This is a genomic window from Marinobacterium alkalitolerans (genome assembly GCF_017776525.1).
Lineage (GTDB): Bacteria > Pseudomonadota > Gammaproteobacteria > Pseudomonadales > Balneatricaceae > Marinobacterium > Marinobacterium alkalitolerans.
On sequence record NZ_JACVEW010000025.1, the window covers coordinates 13,294 to 29,900 of the forward strand.

15 protein-coding genes are annotated in these 16,607 nt (G+C 58.7%); 6 read left to right on the forward strand and 9 right to left on the reverse strand.

Annotated elements, in window-relative coordinates; genetic code table 11:
• Positions 1-18: 18 nt before the first annotated feature.
• Positions 19-1,893, forward strand: a complete 1,875-nt coding sequence (gene thiC, locus H9C73_RS13755; protein WP_236014289.1) for a phosphomethylpyrimidine synthase ThiC — start codon at positions 19-21, stop codon at positions 1,891-1,893.
• A gap of 57 nt (positions 1,894-1,950) precedes the next feature.
• Here thiC and H9C73_RS13760 read toward each other — a convergent pair whose 3' ends face one another.
• Together H9C73_RS13760 and H9C73_RS13765 are read right to left on the reverse strand one after the other, a co-directional pair.
• Positions 1,951-2,652: a class I SAM-dependent methyltransferase gene (locus tag H9C73_RS13760; protein WP_209288477.1), complete on the reverse strand. Its 702-nt coding sequence runs from the start codon at positions 2,650-2,652 to the stop codon at positions 1,951-1,953.
• 60 nt (positions 2,653-2,712) lie between these two features.
• On the reverse strand, positions 2,713-3,792 hold the full coding sequence (locus H9C73_RS13765) for a TRAP transporter substrate-binding protein (protein WP_209288478.1): 1,080 nt from the start codon (positions 3,790-3,792) through the stop codon (positions 2,713-2,715).
• A 177-nt stretch (positions 3,793-3,969) separates the two neighbouring features.
• On the opposite strand from H9C73_RS13765, the gene H9C73_RS13770 reads away from it, so the two are divergent.
• Together H9C73_RS13770 and H9C73_RS13775 are read left to right on the forward strand one after the other, a co-directional pair.
• Complete coding sequence (locus tag H9C73_RS13770) at positions 3,970-4,872, forward strand: SIS domain-containing protein (protein WP_209288479.1); 903 nt, start codon at positions 3,970-3,972, stop codon at positions 4,870-4,872.
• 170 nt (positions 4,873-5,042) lie between these two features.
• Positions 5,043-5,252 (forward strand): PA3496 family putative envelope integrity protein, encoded by a 210-nt coding sequence (locus H9C73_RS13775; RefSeq protein ID WP_209288480.1) that lies wholly within the window; start codon positions 5,043-5,045, stop codon positions 5,250-5,252.
• A gap of 46 nt (positions 5,253-5,298) precedes the next feature.
• Here H9C73_RS13775 and H9C73_RS13780 read toward each other — a convergent pair whose 3' ends face one another.
• Positions 5,299-6,789: an FMN-binding glutamate synthase family protein gene (locus H9C73_RS13780; RefSeq protein WP_209288481.1), complete on the reverse strand. Its 1,491-nt coding sequence runs from the start codon at positions 6,787-6,789 to the stop codon at positions 5,299-5,301.
• A gap of 131 nt (positions 6,790-6,920) precedes the next feature.
• On the opposite strand from H9C73_RS13780, the gene H9C73_RS13785 reads away from it, so the two are divergent.
• The gene (locus H9C73_RS13785) at positions 6,921-7,529 is read left to right on the forward strand and encodes a PGAP1-like alpha/beta domain-containing protein (RefSeq protein ID WP_209288482.1); all 609 of its coding nucleotides are present in this window, start codon (positions 6,921-6,923) and stop codon (positions 7,527-7,529) included.
• A 90-nt stretch (positions 7,530-7,619) separates the two neighbouring features.
• Positions 7,620-8,066 (forward strand): YbaN family protein, encoded by a 447-nt coding sequence (locus H9C73_RS13790; RefSeq protein WP_209288483.1) that lies wholly within the window; start codon positions 7,620-7,622, stop codon positions 8,064-8,066.
• Positions 8,067-8,093: 27 nt separating this feature from the next.
• Here the strand turns inward: H9C73_RS13790 and glmS are convergent, their stop codons facing one another.
• Together glmS and glmU are read right to left on the reverse strand one after the other, a co-directional pair.
• Positions 8,094-9,920, reverse strand: coding sequence for a glutamine--fructose-6-phosphate transaminase (isomerizing) (gene glmS, locus H9C73_RS13795; RefSeq protein WP_209288484.1), 1,827 nt, complete (start codon positions 9,918-9,920; stop codon positions 8,094-8,096).
• A gap of 2 nt (positions 9,921-9,922) precedes the next feature.
• Positions 9,923-11,290, reverse strand: coding sequence for a bifunctional UDP-N-acetylglucosamine diphosphorylase/glucosamine-1-phosphate N-acetyltransferase GlmU (gene glmU / locus H9C73_RS13800; RefSeq protein WP_209288485.1), 1,368 nt, complete (start codon positions 11,288-11,290; stop codon positions 9,923-9,925).
• A gap of 119 nt (positions 11,291-11,409) precedes the next feature.
• On the opposite strand from glmU, the gene H9C73_RS13805 reads away from it, so the two are divergent.
• Positions 11,410-12,150, forward strand: coding sequence for a TrmB family transcriptional regulator (locus H9C73_RS13805; RefSeq protein ID WP_209288486.1), 741 nt, complete (start codon positions 11,410-11,412; stop codon positions 12,148-12,150).
• 70 nt (positions 12,151-12,220) lie between these two features.
• Here H9C73_RS13805 and H9C73_RS13810 read toward each other — a convergent pair whose 3' ends face one another.
• The 4 genes from H9C73_RS13810 to atpA form a co-directional block, all read right to left on the reverse strand.
• Positions 12,221-12,643 (reverse strand): F0F1 ATP synthase subunit epsilon, encoded by a 423-nt coding sequence (locus tag H9C73_RS13810; RefSeq protein WP_209288487.1) that lies wholly within the window; start codon positions 12,641-12,643, stop codon positions 12,221-12,223.
• A gap of 35 nt (positions 12,644-12,678) precedes the next feature.
• Entirely contained in the window at positions 12,679-14,076 is a 1,398-nt protein-coding gene (gene atpD, locus H9C73_RS13815; protein ID WP_209288488.1) for a F0F1 ATP synthase subunit beta, read from the reverse strand.
• Positions 14,077-14,113: 37 nt separating this feature from the next.
• Entirely contained in the window at positions 14,114-14,977 is an 864-nt protein-coding gene (gene atpG, locus H9C73_RS13820) for a F0F1 ATP synthase subunit gamma (RefSeq protein WP_209288489.1), read from the reverse strand.
• Between the two features lie 76 nt (positions 14,978-15,053).
• Positions 15,054-16,598, reverse strand: a complete 1,545-nt coding sequence (atpA, locus tag H9C73_RS13825) for a F0F1 ATP synthase subunit alpha (RefSeq protein ID WP_209288490.1) — start codon at positions 16,596-16,598, stop codon at positions 15,054-15,056.
• Between the last annotated feature and the right edge of the window lie 9 nt (positions 16,599-16,607).

Below are 16,607 nucleotides of genomic sequence, written 5' to 3' on the forward strand. Positions count from 1 at the left end.
AACCTCTCTGGAGTGATGATGAGCACCGAGCAACTGAGCAATACCGCCAAAGTGGACAAGGATTCCGTCCAGCCCTTCCCGAAATCCCGCAAGGTCTATGTTGAGGGCAGCCGTCCCGACATTCGCGTCCCCATGCGTGAAATCACGCTGGACGATACCCCAACGGATATGGGCGGCGAAAAAAATGATCCGCTGTACGTATACGACACCTCCGGCCCCTATACCGATCCGGCTGTCGAGATTGATGTGCGCAAGGGGCTGGCACCGCTGCGCGAGCAGTGGATTCTGGAACGCGATGACACGGAACAGCTCGATGGCTTGAGCTCCGAATACGGCCGTGCCCGCGCCGCCGACCTGCGCCTGGATGAGCTGCGCTTTGAGCTGACCCGCAAGCCACGTCGTGCCAAACCGGGCAAGAACGTGACCCAGCTGCACTACGCCCGTCAGGGCATCATCACGCCGGAGATGGAATACATCGCCATCCGCGAGAACATGAAGCTGGCCAAGGCCAAAGCCGAAGGCAACATCGTCGCCGAGCAGCACTCAGGGCATAATTTCGGGGCCTACCTGCCGGAGGAGATCACGCCGGAGTTCGTGCGTGATGAAGTGGCGGCCGGTCGCGCCATCATTCCATGCAATATCAACCACCCGGAACTGGAACCGATGATCATCGGGCGCAACTTCCTGGTGAAGATCAACGGCAATATCGGCAACTCCGCGGTGACCTCTTCCATCGAGGAAGAAGTGGAGAAGATGACCTGGGGTACCCGCTGGGGCGCCGACACCATCATGGACCTGTCCACCGGCAAGAACATTCACGAGACCCGTGAATGGATCCTGCGTAACTCACCGGTCCCCATCGGCACGGTGCCCATCTATCAGGCGCTGGAGAAGGTCAACGGCATCGCCGAGGACCTGAACTGGGAGGTGTTCCGCGATACCCTGATCGAACAGGCGGAACAGGGCGTGGACTACTTCACTATCCACGCGGGCGTGCTGCTGAGCTACGTGCCGCTGACCGCCAAGCGCATGACCGGCATCGTCTCTCGTGGCGGTTCCATCATGGCGAAATGGTGTCTGGCGCACCATGAGGAGAACTTCCTCTACACCCACTTCGAAGAGATCTGCGAAATCTGCAAGGCCTATGACGTGGCCTTCTCCCTCGGTGACGGCCTGCGTCCGGGCTCCGTGTACGACGCCAACGATGCGGCCCAGTTCGCCGAGCTGGAGACACTGGGCGAGCTGACCAGGATCGCCTGGCAGCACGACGTGCAGGTGATGATCGAAGGCCCCGGTCACGTGCCGATGCACATGATCAAGGAGAACATGGACAAGCAGCTCAAGGAGTGTGACGAAGCCCCCTTCTACACTCTGGGCCCATTGACCACCGATATCGCTCCGGGCTACGACCACATCACCTCCGGTATCGGTGCAGCGATGATTGGCTGGTACGGCTGTGCCATGCTCTGCTACGTGACGCCGAAAGAGCACTTGGGCCTGCCCAACAAGGACGACGTCAAGACCGGCATCATCACCTACAAGATCGCCGCTCACGCCGCCGACCTGGCGAAGGGCCATCCGGGTGCGCAGATCCGCGACAACGCCATGTCCAAGGCGCGCTTCGAGTTCCGCTGGGAAGACCAGTTCAATATCGGCCTCGACCCGGACACGGCACGTGCCTATCACGACGAAACCCTGCCGAAGGAGTCCGCCAAGGTGGCACACTTCTGCTCCATGTGCGGACCCAAGTTCTGCTCCATGAAGATCTCGCAGGAAGTACGTGATCTGGACGAAAGCCAGGTGGCAGCGATCAATGCTCAAGCGGAACAGGGGATGAAAGAGAAATCGGCAGAGTTCAAGGACAGCGGCGCCGAGCTCTATCACAAGGTGTAATAGCACCGCATAAAGGGCTGGTGAGGTCGCATGCAGGCGGCCCCACCTGCACTTGGCCTACGCGGGCTTGCGCGCCGCAATCTGTACCGCGCGGCCGCTGCGGATCTCCTGGTCAGCCAGAATCTCATAGCCGGTCATGGCCAACAGCGCCAGCAGATCGGAGTCGTGGTAGCGATTGTGCTCGAAATAGTCTTCGAATAATGCCGCTATCGCCCTGGCGTCCAGAGGCTCATCCAGGCGATCCCGGCCAAACTTGTGGGTCAGAAAACTGCCCAGAGGCTGGCGCACCATATCGATCAGAATCAGCACACCGCCCGGCTTGAGCCAGACATGCAGCTTCTGTAACAGCAGCAGCGGCTGATGCAGTTCGTGGAACAGCCGGTTGGCCAGTGCCACATCGATTGAACCTGCTGCAAAAAGGTCGGCAGGCGGATCGTTCAGATCGGCTACGCGGATGCTGAAGTCATATTCATCATCGCAGGCGTGCTCCAGCATATAGGGTGCCGCCTCGATTCCGGTCAGAGTCAGGTCCGAACGCGCCTCGGCCAGATCACGCAGGAACAGCCCCGGGCCGCAACCCAGGTCCACCACCTGGCCACCCGGACGTATGGCCGGTTCGGCATGCTTCTGCCAGAACGTCCTGAAGCGCTCATCATGATTGCGGGCATGCCCTTCCAGCGTTCGCTGCGCCGCCTGATGTCCATCTCCGCCATGATGACGGGTCAGATACTCCCGCAGCGCCTTGAGTGAATCCGCCATCTTCCCCTCCCCTTATACAAAAAAGGCCGGAACGTGTCCGGCCTTCTCTTGCGTGCCTGATCAGCTCAGGCTACGCGCGTTCACATAGGCCTGATCGGATACGGCGGTCCACTTCTGGACCTGATCGCGGAAGGCAACGAAAGAGTCATACACCTTCTTGGTGATTTCATCCTTCTCGGCTTCCTCGGCCACCACCTGATCGGAGATTTCACGCAGCTTCTTCATGACATCGTCCGGGAAGTTGCGCAGCTCGACACCGTGCTCGTTCACCAGCTGATCCAGCGCCTGGTTGTTCTTGGTCATGAACTCGGCCAGCATATCCTGGTTGGCCACGCGCAGCGCATTACGCACGATCACCTGCAGGTCTTCCGGCAGTGCCATGAACGCTTCCTTGTTGATGAAGCACTCCAGCGTAGTGCCCGGCTCGTGCCAACCCGGATAGTAATAGTACTTGGCCGCCTTGTGCAGACCAAAGGCCATGTCGTTGTACGGGCCGACCCACTCGGTAGCGTCAATGGCGCCAGACTGCAGCGACGGGAAAATCTCGCCGCCCGGCAGCAGTACCGGGGTACCGCCTGCACGCTTGAGCACTTCACCGCCCAGCCCCGGGATACGCATCTTCAGACCCTTGAGGTCTTCAACGCCATTGATCTCCTTGTTGAACCAGCCACCCATCTGTACGCCGGTGTTACCCGCTGCACCCGGTACCAGACCAAACTTGTCGTACACCTCTTCCCACAGCTCCATGCCGCCGCCCTGATAGAGCCAGGCGTTCATTTCCTGAGCGGTCAGACCGAAGGGCACTGCGGCAAAGAACTGTGCTGCCGTGCTCTTGCCCTTCCAGTAGTAGGACGCGCCATGCCCCATTTCGGCGGTACCACGCGATACGGCATCAAAGATCTCCAGTGCACCCACCAGCTCACCGGCACCGTACACTTTGACCTCAATACGGCCATTGGACATCTTGTTGATCATCTCGGCCAGGTTATTGGCACCGGTGCCCAGGCCCGGGAAGTTCTTCGGCCAGGTGGTGACCATTTTCCACTTGAACTCAGGTGCCGCCATCGCCTTGGTGGACATCAGGGCACCCGCGGCCACGGTTGCCGCGCCCGCACCTCGAATAAATTGTCTGCGCTTCACGTTGGAATTCCTTATTCATTGTAGTTGTTGTGTGAAAACCCATTGAAATTAGCACGCTCCCCCGCACCCTGCAATTAGGCCGGAAGTCGCACGAAGGCTGATACATACAGTCATGGGCGGGTGTTCCATTCATTGTTATACTGCCGTTAAAACAATGAATAAGCGGAACCCGCGGAGATGAACTCCTTTAACCTGCTCAAATCCATTGCAGAAGCACGTCCCAGTCTGCGCAAGTCGGAACAGAAGGTTGCCGACTATGTGCTGGCCAACCCCAATGACGTCATCCACATGCGCATCGTCGACCTGGCATCAGAAGCCCAGGTCAGTGAACCCACGGTGGTCCGTTTTTGCCGCGCACTGGACTATGACGGCTTTCAGGACTTCAAACTGACTCTGGCCCAGGGGCTTGCCAGCAATGCGAGCTTTGAGCAGTTTTCGCTGGATTCCAAGGACACCGTCATCGAGTTCAAGCAGAAAATCTTTGATTCGATGATCGGCAACCTGATTAATATCCGTGACCAGATCGAGCCAGGTACCCTGGAAGAAGCGATTGATGCGCTGGCCAAGGCCAACCGGGTGGAGTTTTACGGTTTCGGTGCATCCGCGCCGGTATGTGCCGACGCACAACACAAGTTTTACCGACTGATGGTGTCGGCCGCCGCCTATTCGGACCCCCATATGCAGACCATCTCGGCTCTGACGCTGGGCGAAGGGGATGTGGTTGTCGCCATCTCCCAGACCGGCCGTACCAAGGACCTGCTGCACACCATCAAGCTGGTGCGTGACAAGGGTGCCACGGTCATCACGCTGTGCCCGGGCGGCACCCCGTTGGCGGACCTGGCGACGATCCCCATCCATGTGGATGTGGAAGAGGACAAGGACCTGAGTACGCTCATGTCTTCTCGGGTAGTGCACCTGGTCATTATCGATGTGCTCGCCGTAGGCGTTGCCATGAAACTGGGACCGGCACTGGTCGACCACCTCAAGACCATCAAGCGCAGCCTGCGCAGTCTGCGCCAGAACGACAAGCGCATCCCGCCACTGAGACGCCCTCATACCGGTGACAGCAGCGGCGAGTGAACCTCGCCGTCATGCCACTGACACACTCCCCTTTTAGTCTTGTATTGCCCGCTGAGTGTTTGAAATTTCACCAGCAATGCGGTAAATAAAAATCTCCATGTGTGTTTGCTGTCATCGGACAGACACATTCAGTCTCCCGATAATGGCAACCCTGAGATCGGAGCGAGGCTATGCTGATACGGAAAGAGCAAGACCTGGATCCCGTCCAGACTGAGGTGTTCGACATCATGGTGGGCTACGATGTTGAGCAGAAAAACCGTCGCAAGCAGCGTGCGACACGTCGACTACTGGAGGCTCGGCGTGCCATCGAGCGTCATCGTGAGGAAAAGGAGCTGATGACCTGGCTTGATGAAGAATCCTGGTTTGAAGAAAACGAGTAGCATCTGAAGCCCGTTCCCTCCAGAACGGGCTTTTTGCTTTCCGGACCTAGGTGTTCGGATACAGAATATTGAGCGGTACCGCCCCGCCGCCATCAATCACGACGGCTGCATGCTCACGTCGCAGCTGTCGGGGCTCGGTCACCCCACAGGAATGGGCGATCAGCTCCACTTCGTGCACCAGATTCTGGTGGAAATTGGCCACCCGCTCCGCTTTCACTTCCGGCACCAGTCCCTGCTGCAACTTGGGATCATGGGTGGTGATGCCGGTCGGACAGGTATTCTTGTTGCACTGCAGCGCCTGAATACAGCCCAGCGCAAACATGAAGCCGCGGGCACTGACCACAAAATCGGCCCCAAGGCAGATCGCCGCCGCCACATCGGTCGGGTTAATCAGCTTACCGGATGCGATCACCCGTACCCGGTTGCGCAGGTTGTGCTGCTGCAGCTTGTTCACCAGCAGTGGCAGGCTTTCCCGCAGCGGCAGCCCCACACTGTCCATCAACGGCATGGGCGCCGCCCCTGTGCCACCGTCCGAGCTGTCCAGGGTGATGAAGTCCGGTGCCGCCTCGCTGCCGCGCTTTTTGACGGCTTCACAGAAACTGTCGAGCCAGTCGGTCGAGCCCAGCACCAGCTTGAACCCCACGGGTTTTCCCGTCACCTCACGCACATGGGCCACAAAGTCCAGCAGTTGCTCAATGTTGGAGATCTCCGGGTGTCGGTTGGGGCTGATCGAAGCCTGACCTTCGGGGATACCACGCGCCTGAGCGATCTCGGCCGTCACCTTGTCGCCGGGCAGAATGCCCCCTTTGCCGGGCTTGGCCCCCTGGCTCAGCTTGATCTCGAACATGCGCACCTGCTCAATGGCCGCCACCTCGGCCAGCTTGCCGTCATCCAGCCGCCCTTCCGCATCACGGACACCGTACTTGGCGGTCCCGATCTGGAACACGATGTCACAGCCACCTTCCAGGTGATACTTGGACAAGGCCCCTTCACCGGTATTCATCCAGCAGCCGGCCCGCGCCGCCCCCATGGACAGGGCTCGGACCGCCGGGGCAGACAAGGCACCGAAACTCATGCCGGAGATATTGAGAAACGACGGTGCTTCATAGGGGGTACGGCAGTAGGGACCGATCCGCATCGGCTGGGTACCGGCGGCGTCCTCGCTCAGGGTCGGAAAGGGACAGTTCAGGAAGTAGTAGGTGCCGGGCTTGCGCAGATCACGTGTGGACCCGAAAGCCACGGTGTTATCGATATTCTTGGCCGCGCGGTAGACCCAGGAACGCTGCGCCCGGTTGAACGGCATCTCCTCGCGATCCATGGCAAAGAAATACTGGCGGAAGAACTCGCCCAGGCTCTCGAAAATATAACGAAAGCGCCCCAGCAGGGGATAGTTGCGCCGAATGGTGTGTGCCGTCTGGCGTTTATCGACCTGGTACATCACCACTCCTGCCACCAGTGCGGCGACGATCAGCAGCAACACGATGACGCCTATCAGCGCGATAAAATCGATGGCCAGCATGAATATCGTTTCGTTCATCTCTATCCCTGTCTGCGTTATTGAGCTGTCTCTATCCTAACCTGCAACCGCGCTGACAACCATGGCTCGGGGGCTTCCGCGCAGGCGCATTAGCGCGTACGCTGAAAGCAGCGAAACAGCGGAGAACGCCCATGGTGAACCAGGTTGTTGTACTGCATGGCCTCTACATGTCGGGGCTGGTCATGCACCCGCTGTGCCGGCGCCTGCAGAAGCAGGGATATGCCACCCTGAACCTGAGCTACAACACCCTGTCACCCGAAATGGACCAGATCTGTGACAGAATCGACCGCTTTATCGGCAATGAGCCCACGGCGTTCGTGTGCCACTCCATGGGTGGGCTGATCGCCCGACACTACCTGGAGCGCGGGTCCAGGCCCAGTCATCAGGTGGACCCTGTCATTACTCTGGGAACGCCCCACAAGGGCAGTGTACTGGCGCGGGAGATACACGGCTCCCGCCTCAAGGGCATGCTGAAGAACAGTGTGGAATACCTGCTGACCGACAACCGACACTGGCCGTTCAGGGCACGCCTCTACAGCATTGCCGGTGATTTGCCGGTTGGGCTGATGCCGCTGCTCAAGCCGGATACCCGCTCAGATGGCACCGTCCTCATCGACGAAACCTGTGTCACCGGCATGACCGAGCACCGTGTCTTCCCGCTCAGTCATACCAGCCTGATCTACTCACGCCGAGTGATGCAGTACATTCTGGACGTGCTCGCCCGACCTGCCGACGATTGACCCACACTATCAACCTCCCCGGCGGTTTCAATTGTTACTCCGCCACTGGCTGAACCATTATCTATACTGAGAGCGTCAGGGAGGAAACCTATGCCACCGATCAACCGCACAGAGATCAGACGATCTTCCTCGCACCTGCGCTGGGGCTGGCTGCTGCTGGCCTGGGCCTGCATTGTGCTGGCGCTGATCGGGGCACTGGTGCCCGGCCTCCCCACCACGGTATTTGTGTTGATCGCGGGTTGGGCTGCCTCGCGCTGCTCGCCCCGCCTGCATCAATGGCTGCGCTCTCACAGCCTGCTGGGCCCCTGCCTGCGCAACTGGGAACAGGGCGGGCACATCGACAGACGTACCAAATGGACCGCCAGCGCCGGCATGCTCTTCGCTCTGATCCTGATTCTTTTCAGCGTTCAGCATCCGCTCTGGTTGAGTGCCTGCCTTGCCTTGATCGCCATCGGGGCCCTGGCAGTCTGGTCGCGCCCGGAGCCCGCGACCGTGTCAGCCAACCGGCACAAAAAACCCCGTCGCAACGGGGTTTAAGTTCTGCCATCATCTCAGCACCGAGCGTTATTCTACCGTCACGCTCTTGGCCAGGTTGCGAGGCTGGTCCACATCGGTCCCCTTCAGTACGGCCACATGGTAGGACAACAATTGCAGCGGCAATGTAAAGGCGATGGGGTCCAGTATGGACGGCTGTGCCGGCAGATGAATCACCTGCATGCCGGGTTCCGACTGAACGCTCTCCTCACAGCCTGCGAAGACAAACAGCTCGCCGCCGCGTGCCTTCACCTCCTGCAGGTTGGCCTTGAGCTTGTCCAGCATGCCGTTGCGCGGTGCCACGGCGACCACCGGCATCTCCTTGTCGACCAGAGCCAGCGGACCATGCTTGAGCTCGCCTGCGGGGTAGGCTTCGGCATGAATATAGGAGATCTCCTTGAGCTTGAGCGCCCCCTCCATCGCCACCGGGTACAGCACATTGCGCCCCAGAAACAGGGCGTGATGCTTTTCGGCAAAGTGGGCCGACATCTGCTCGATGGGACCATCCAGCGCCAACAGCTGCTGCAGCAAGCCCGGCAACTGCTCCAGTGCCGCGACCAGCTCGGTTTCCGTTTCGTCACTCAGCCCGTGACGCCGCCCCAGCGCAAGGGTGGTCAGCATCAGGGCAACCAGCTGCGAGGTAAACGCCTTGGTGGATGCCACGCCGATCTCGGGGCCGGCATTGGTCATCAGGCAGAGGTCGGATTCGCGTACCAGCGAACTGCCGGGGACGTTGCAGATGGCCAGCGTTGCCAGCACTCGATCCTTCACCTCGCGCAGTGCCGCGAGCGTATCGGCCGTTTCACCGGACTGTGACAGCGTCAGCAGCAGTGTGCCTTCGGGCAGCACCACCGGGCGATAGCGAAACTCGCTGGCCACTTCCACCATGCAGGGGATGCCAACCAGTTCTTCAATCCAGTACTTGGCAACCATGCCGGCATGGTAACTGGTGCCGCAGGCCACGATCTGAACCTGTTTGACCTGATCAAAAATGGCACCGGCCTCACTGCCGAACGCCTGCTCCAGCAGCCGACCAGAGGCTGTACGCCCCTCCAGTACCGCCTGCATCACGCGTGGCTGTTCGTAAATTTCCTTCAGCATGAAATGGCGGAACTCGCCTTTCTCGGCACTGCCCAGCCCATGCTCGAAGGTGCTCACGGCACGCTCAACGGCGTTGCCCTTCGCATCCCAGACCTGAATGCTGTCACGTGACAGTGCGGCGATATCGCCGTCTTCCAGGAACATGAACCGGTCGGTGACCGGCAACAGGGCCAGCTGATCAGAGGCGATGAAGTTTTCACCGATCCCTACGCCGATCACCAGCGGACTGCCCTTGCGTGCCGTCAGCAGCTGATCCGGCTGGTCCGCATGCATGACCCCCAGTGCAAAGGCGCCTTCCAGGCAAGCCAGTGTTGCCCGCAGCGCGTCCCTGAGTGACATCCCCTTGCCCAGCTCACGGTCGATCAGGTGCGCGACCACCTCGGTATCCGTTTCGGATGTAAAGGTGTAGCCCTGCTGCTGCAACTCGCGCTTGAGGGGCTCAAAGTTCTCGATAATACCGTTGTGCACTACCGCCAGCCGTTCACCGGACATGTGCGGATGCGCATTCTGCTCCGAGGGCTTGCCGTGGGTCGCCCAACGCGTATGCGCAATGCCGAGCTGTCCGGGCAAAGGCTGCTGCTCACAGGCCTCAGCCAGTGCCTGTACCTTGCCGATACGGCGCAGCCGGTTGATGCAGCCCTGATCCAGCACCGCCATGCCGGCCGAATCGTAACCACGATATTCCAGTCGACGCAGGCCTTCCAGCAGGATACCGGCCACAGGGCGTGCCGCGATGGCACCTACAATTCCACACATGATCAGGATCCTTTTTTCTGCGGACGCTTCCAGTTATCCAGATTGATCTGCTTGCCACGGGCCACGGCCAGCTGATCGGCTGCTACCGTCTTGGTCACTGTAGAGCCCGCGCCTACGGTGGCACCAGCGCCGATTTCAACCGGCGCTACCAGCGAACTGTTGGAACCGATAAAGGCACCATCGCCGATCCGGGTCAGGGACTTGTTGACGCCATCATAGTTGCAGGTGATGGTACCCGCGCCCACGTTCACCTCACGGCCGATCTCGGCATCGCCGATATAGGTCAGGTGGTTCACCTTGGAGCCCTCGCCGATCACGGCCTTCTTGGTCTCGACAAAGTTGCCGACCTTGCTGCCGGCGGCCATCTCGGTACCCGGGCGCAGGCGTGCAAAGGGCCCGATCTGGGCATTTTCTGCCACCACGGCACCTTCGATAATGGAGTTGGCTTCTATGCGGGTCCCGGCACCGATGCGCGCATTGCGAATAATACAGTTGGCACCGACTTCGACCCCCTCGCCCAGAATGACGTCACCTTCGAAAATCGTATTGATATCGATCAGCACGTCCTGCGCCACCTGGAGGTTACCGCGGATATCCACCCGTGCCGGATCAGCCAGGGTCACGCCGGCTGTCATCAGCGCGTCTGCCTTCTGACGCTGATACCAGCGCTCCAGATGAGCCAGTTGCTGACGGTTGTTGACGCCCTGCACCTCCTGCTCGGCTTCAGGCTGAATGGCACGCACCCGCATGCCCTCCTCGGCCGCCATGGCAATCACGTCGGTCAAATAGTACTCGCCCTGAGCGTTGTCGGCAGACAGGCGTGGCAGCCACTCATGCAATGCCGATGAGGGCACCGCCAGAATGCCGGTGTTGACCTCTCGGGTCAGCTTTTCCTGTTCGGTTGCATCCTTGTGCTCCACAATGGCCACCACGTCGCCGACGGCATTGCGGATGATGCGCCCGTATCCGGTCGGATCTTCCAGTGTGACCGTGAGCAGGCCCAGGTCGCCCTGGGACGCGATCTGTACCAGTTGCTTCAGCGTCTCGGTACGGGTCAGGGGTACATCACCATAGAGCACCAGCACTACCGAGTCCTGGCCGATCTGGGGCAAGGCCTGAGCAACGGCATGACCCGTACCCAGTTGCTCGTGCTGCCAGACAAAACTGATCCCCTGCCCGGCCATGGCCTGTTCGACCTGTTCACCACCATGGCCAATCACCACGTGCAACACCTCAGGCACCATGGCATTGGCATGATCCACGACATGCTGCAGCATGGGCTTGCCGGCCAGTCGGTGCATCACCTTGGGCTGGCTCGACTTCATACGGCTGCCCTGTCCGGCAGCCAGAATCACTACATCCGTTTTCATATCACGTTATATCCCGAGGCGTCGCAACCGCCTGTCACAACCATTACATATTCAGTGGCAAAAACTTTAGCGTATACTGACAGGCGATCAATACCTTTTGTCACAATAAAATTGACAATATGTCTCAGAAAATCTTCGACCAGCTTGGCTTGAGTGAGCGGGATATCAGTGTTTACAAGGCATTGCTGGCACTTGGTCCCAGCTCGATCCGAACCGTCGCTGAACGGGCCGGTGTCAATCGAGGCAGTACCTACGAGTGCCTGAAAAGCCTTCAGCAGCGCGGTATCGTCACCTATCTGCCCAAGGGCAAGCGGCGCTACTTTTCGGCACGGGAACCTGACGCCCTGCTGCAACTGGCCGATGCACGCCGCGAGCAGCTCGACTCCGCCATTGAGCAGCTCAAAAGCAGCGTCATTCCTGAACTGCACCACCTGAAGCCGGATTTCAGCGTTGCCAACGTGGAGTTCTATGAAGGGGATGCGGGGATTGAGCAGGTATTGCGCGATATTCTCAACCGGGTGGGTGAGCAGGAAGACCCGGTCTATTCGGTGTTTTCGTCCAAACCGATCCGTCCGTTGCTGTATCGGCCCTTTCCGAACTTCACCGCGCAGCGCGTGGCACGCAAGATCCAGGTACGGGTTATCGCAATCGGGGATGGTGGCGAAAGCGCAGACTACTCCGAGCGCAAATGGATCCGTACCGAGGGGCCCGTCGATGCGGCCTATATCGCGATCTATCCGCCCCGCTGTGCCATCATCTCGCTGGCTTCTGACAACTATCCCACCGCGGTGGTGATTGACTCACGGGAAGTGGCGGCGGCCCAGCAGATCGTATTCAACACCCTTTGGGGCCTGCTGTAACCGGCAGCTGAGTGACAGGCACAAAAAAAGCAGCCATACGGCTGCTTTTTCGTTGTCGGCAAAAACCGGTTTACTTGGTTTTGCGACGAATCTGCTGCAGGGTGCGCAGCTGAGCCGCGGCTTCGGCCAGCTGAGCCGCAGCACGGGAGTATTCGAACTCGCCGGTCTTGTCGGCCATTGCATGCTCAGCATGCTTCTGGGCTTCAAGCGCTGCGGCTTCACTCAGATCACCCGCGTGCAGTGCAGTATCAGCAAGCACTGTCACCTTGTGCGGCTGGACTTCGATGAAGCCACCCGAGACGTAAAATACATCTTCCTCACCGCCCTGCTTGCGCAGCTCGACAGGGCCTGGTTTCAGTTCCGTCAGAAGCGGAGCGTGACCCGGGTAGATACCCAGGTCACCCAGGCTACCTGTCACAGAGACGAATTCGATAAGGCCAGAGAAGATCTCTTCTTCAGCACTTACGATGTCACAATGAACAGTCATAGCCATCTTGATTACCTCTTAAAAGGTTCCGCGCGGAACGATTACAGGCCTTTTGCTTTCTCGACGGCTTCGTCGATAGTGCCGACCATGTAGAACGCCTGCTCCGGCAGGTGATCGTACTCACCGTCCAGAATGCCCTTGAAGCCACGGATGGTTTCTTTCAGGGACACGTATTTGCCCGGTGCACCGGTAAATACTTCCGCTACGAAGAACGGCTGAGACAGGAAGCGCTGGATCTTACGCGCACGGGATACAGTCTGCTTGTCTTCTTCAGACAGCTCGTCCATACCCAGGATCGCGATGATGTCCTTCAGCTCCTTGTAGCGCTGCAGGGTAGACTGAACGCCACGCGCGATGTCGTAGTGCTCCTGACCGATGATCAGCGGATCCAGCTGACGAGAGGTGGAATCCAGCGGATCGATCGCCGGGTAGATACCCAGCTCCGCGATCTGACGAGACAGTACAACGGTCGCGTCAAGGTGGGAGAAGGTGGTCGCCGGAGACGGGTCAGTCAAGTCATCCGCCGGTACGTATACCGCCTGGATAGACGTGATGGAACCTACCTTGGTAGAGGTGATACGTTCCTGCAGAACGCCCATCTCTTCCGCCAGTGTCGGCTGGTAACCTACCGCTGACGGCATACGACCCAGCAGAGCCGATACCTCAGTACCCGCCAGGGTGTAACGGTAGATGTTGTCGACGAACAGCAGTACGTCACGGCCTTCATCACGGAATTTTTCCGCCATGGTCAGACCGGTCAGGGCTACACGCAGACGGTTGCCGGGCGGCTCGTTCATCTGACCGTAGACCATCGCTACTTTGGACTTGTCGAACTGCTCAACGTTTACAACGCCAGCTTCCTGCATCTCGTGGTAGAAGTCGTTACCTTCACGGGTACGCTCACCTACACCTGCGAATACAGACAGACCGGAGTGCTGAGTCGCGATGTTGTTGATCAGTTCCATCATGTTAACGGTTTTACCTACACCGGCACCACCGAACAGACCGATCTTGCCACCCTTGGCGAACGGGCATACCAGGTCGATAACCTTGATGCCGGTTTCCAGCAGCTCGTTGGTTGCTGCCTGGTCCGCGTAAGACGGCGCCTTGCGGTGGATCGGGTAACGTTCTTCTTCACCGATCGGACCACATTCGTCGATCGGGTTACCCAGAACGTCCATGATACGACCCAGGGTGGCAGTACCCACCGGTACAGAAACCGGTGCGCCAGTGTTGGTCGTTTCCAGACCACGGCTCAGACCTTCCGTCTGACCCATGGCGATTGCACGTACGACACCGTCGCCCAGCTGCTGCTGAACTTCCAGTGTCAGGCCGGTTTTTTCGACGTTCAGTGCGTCGTAAACCTTCGGCACGTTGTCACGCGGGAATTCCACGTCAACAACCGCACCGATAATCTGAACAATACGTCCGCTACTCATGTTCGGATCCTCTTAACTTTTAAACCTGTTCACTGCATCAAACAGCAGCAGCACCACCGACGATCTCGGAGATTTCCTGAGTAATCGCCGCCTGACGAGCCTTGTTGTAGACCAGTTGCAGCTCATCAATCAGGTTGCCGGCGTTATCGGTTGCGTTCTTCATCGCCAGCATACGTGCTGCCTGTTCACAGGCATTGTTCTCAACCACGGCCTGATAGACCAGGGACTCGATGTAACGCGTCAGCAGGCCGTTCAACAGCTCTTTCGCGTCGGGTTCGTACAGATAGTCCCAATGATGGTTGAGCTTCTCATCATCATCTTCCGCCTTCAGCGGCAGCAGCTGCTCGACGACCGGCTTCTGGGTCATGGTGTTCACGAAATCGTTGGATACGATGAACAATTGATCCAGTTTGCCTTCGTCGAATGAATCCAGCATCACCTTGACCGAACCGATCAGCTGTTCCAGTTCCGGCTGATCGCCGAGACCGCCTTTCGCTGCTACGACGTTGCCGCCGAAGTTACGGAAGAAGGTGATTGCCTTGGAGCCCAGCGCACAGATATCGACTTCGATATTCTGGTCGTGGAACTCTTTCATTTTGCTTACAGCTGCCTTGAACGCGTTCACGTTCAGACCGCCACAGAGGCCACGGTCGGATGCCACGATAATGAAGCCGACACGCTTGACCTCACGCTCCTGCATATAGAGGTGCTTGTATTCAGGGTTGGCTTTCGCCAGGTGCTGAATCACACCACGGATGCTTTGGGCGTACGGACGGGAAGACTGCATGCGATCCTGCGCCTTACGCATCTTCGACGCAGCGACCATTTCCATGGCGCTGGTGATTTTGCGTGTGCTGCCGATACTCGCAATTTGCGTCTTGATCTCTTTTCCGACTGCCATAGTTCCGCCTATTAAACTTGACTCAGTATCCGGCTGCCCGATGCATCATCGGACAGCCGCCAGCTCTGACGAGCACTTACCAAGTTTGGGTAGACTTGAACTTCTCGATGCCAGCCTTGAACTGAGCCGCGATTTCATCGTTGTAATCGCCTTTCTCGTTCACTTTCGCCATCAGATCAGCGTGTTCGCTGTTGAAGTAGGCGATCAGGGCTGCTTCAAATGCACCGATCTTGTTCAGCTCGACACCCTTCAGGAAACCTTCGTTGGCAGCGTACAGGCTCAGACCCATCTCGGCGACGGACATCGGAGAGTACTGTTTCTGCTTCATCAGCTCGGTAACGGCCTGGCCGTGTTCCAGCTGTTCACGAGTAGCATCATCCAGGTCAGAAGCGAACTGGGCGAAGGCCGCCAGCTCACGGTACTGCGCCAGTGCCAGACGCACACCACCACCCAGCTTCTTGATGATCTTGGTCTGAGCAGAACCACCCACTCGGGATACGGACAGACCTGCGTTGATCGCAGGACGTACACCGGAGTTGAACAGGTCCGCTTCCAGGAAGATCTGGCCGTCGGTGATGGAGATTACGTTGGTCGGTACGAACGCGGATACGTCGCCACCCTGGGTTTCGATGATCGGCAGGGCGGTCAGAGAACCGGTCTGGCCTTTCACTTCGCCATTGGTGAACTGTTCGACGTAGTCGGCATTAACACGGGACGCACGTTCCAGCAGACGGGAGTGCAGGTAGAATACGTCACCCGGGTAAGCTTCACGGCCCGGCGGACGACGCAGCAGCAGAGAGATCTGACGATATGCCCAAGCCTGCTTGGTCAGGTCGTCAAATACGATCAGTGCGTCTTCACCGCGGTCGCGGAAGTATTCACCCATTGCACAGCCGGCGTACGGTGCCAGGTACTGCATGGCAGCCGGATCGGCAGCGCCTGCAGCCACGACGATGGTGTGATCCATCGCACCGTGTTCTTCCAGCTTGCGTACCACGTTGGCGATAGTGGACTGCTTCTGTCCGATCGCAACGTAGATACACTTGATGCCGGTACCTTTCTGGTTGATGATCGCGTCGATCGCAATGGCGGTTTTACCGATCTGGCGGTCACCGATGATCAGCTCACGCTGACCACGACCTACCGGTACCATTGAGTCGATCGCTTTCAGACCGGTCTGAACCGGCTCATCAACGGACTGACGTGCGATAACGCCCGGCGCAACCTTTTCAACTGCGTCGGTGATTTTCGCTTCGATCGGTCCCTTACCGTCGATCGGGTTACCCAGCGCGTCAACGACGCGACCGAGCAGTTCCGGACCCACCGGTACTTCCAGGATTCGACCAGTACAACGGGCAGTCATGCCCTCTACCAGACCCTGGTAGTCACCCAGTACTACGGCGCCTACAGAGTCGCGTTCCAGGTTCAGCGCCATACCGTAGACGCCACCCGGGAATTCAATCATCTCGCCGTACATGACGTCGGCAAGACCGTGGATCAGGATAATACCATCGGAAACGCTGACGATGGTGCCCTCGTTACGGGCTTCAGAAGACACGTCGAGCTTTTCGATGCGCTTCTTGAGAATCTCGCTGATCTCAGAAGGATTCAGTTGCTGCATTGTTATTCC

Bases quoted from the DNA above. Each gene is read 5' to 3' on its own strand.
- thiC (WP_236014289.1), top strand. From the start codon at position 19: ATGAGCACCGAGCAACTGAGCAATACCGCCAAAGTGGACAAGGATTCC.
- H9C73_RS13760 (WP_209288477.1), bottom strand. From the start codon at position 2,652: ATGGCGGATTCACTCAAGGCGCTGCGGGAGTATCTGACCCGTCATCAT.
- H9C73_RS13770 (WP_209288479.1), top strand. From the start codon at position 3,970: ATGAACTCCTTTAACCTGCTCAAATCCATTGCAGAAGCACGTCCCAGT.
- H9C73_RS13775 (WP_209288480.1), top strand. From the start codon at position 5,043: ATGCTGATACGGAAAGAGCAAGACCTGGATCCCGTCCAGACTGAGGTG.
- H9C73_RS13780 (WP_209288481.1), bottom strand. From the start codon at position 6,789: ATGAACGAAACGATATTCATGCTGGCCATCGATTTTATCGCGCTGATA.
- H9C73_RS13785 (WP_209288482.1), top strand. From the start codon at position 6,921: ATGGTGAACCAGGTTGTTGTACTGCATGGCCTCTACATGTCGGGGCTG.
- H9C73_RS13790 (WP_209288483.1), top strand. From the start codon at position 7,620: ATGCCACCGATCAACCGCACAGAGATCAGACGATCTTCCTCGCACCTG.
- glmS (WP_209288484.1), bottom strand. From the start codon at position 9,920: ATGTGTGGAATTGTAGGTGCCATCGCGGCACGCCCTGTGGCCGGTATC.
- glmU (WP_209288485.1), bottom strand. From the start codon at position 11,290: ATGAAAACGGATGTAGTGATTCTGGCTGCCGGACAGGGCAGCCGTATG.
- H9C73_RS13805 (WP_209288486.1), top strand. From the start codon at position 11,410: ATGTCTCAGAAAATCTTCGACCAGCTTGGCTTGAGTGAGCGGGATATC.
- H9C73_RS13810 (WP_209288487.1), bottom strand. From the start codon at position 12,643: ATGGCTATGACTGTTCATTGTGACATCGTAAGTGCTGAAGAAGAGATC.
- atpD (WP_209288488.1), bottom strand. From the start codon at position 14,076: ATGAGTAGCGGACGTATTGTTCAGATTATCGGTGCGGTTGTTGACGTG.
- atpG (WP_209288489.1), bottom strand. From the start codon at position 14,977: ATGGCAGTCGGAAAAGAGATCAAGACGCAAATTGCGAGTATCGGCAGC.
- atpA (WP_209288490.1), bottom strand. From the start codon at position 16,598: ATGCAGCAACTGAATCCTTCTGAGATCAGCGAGATTCTCAAGAAGCGC.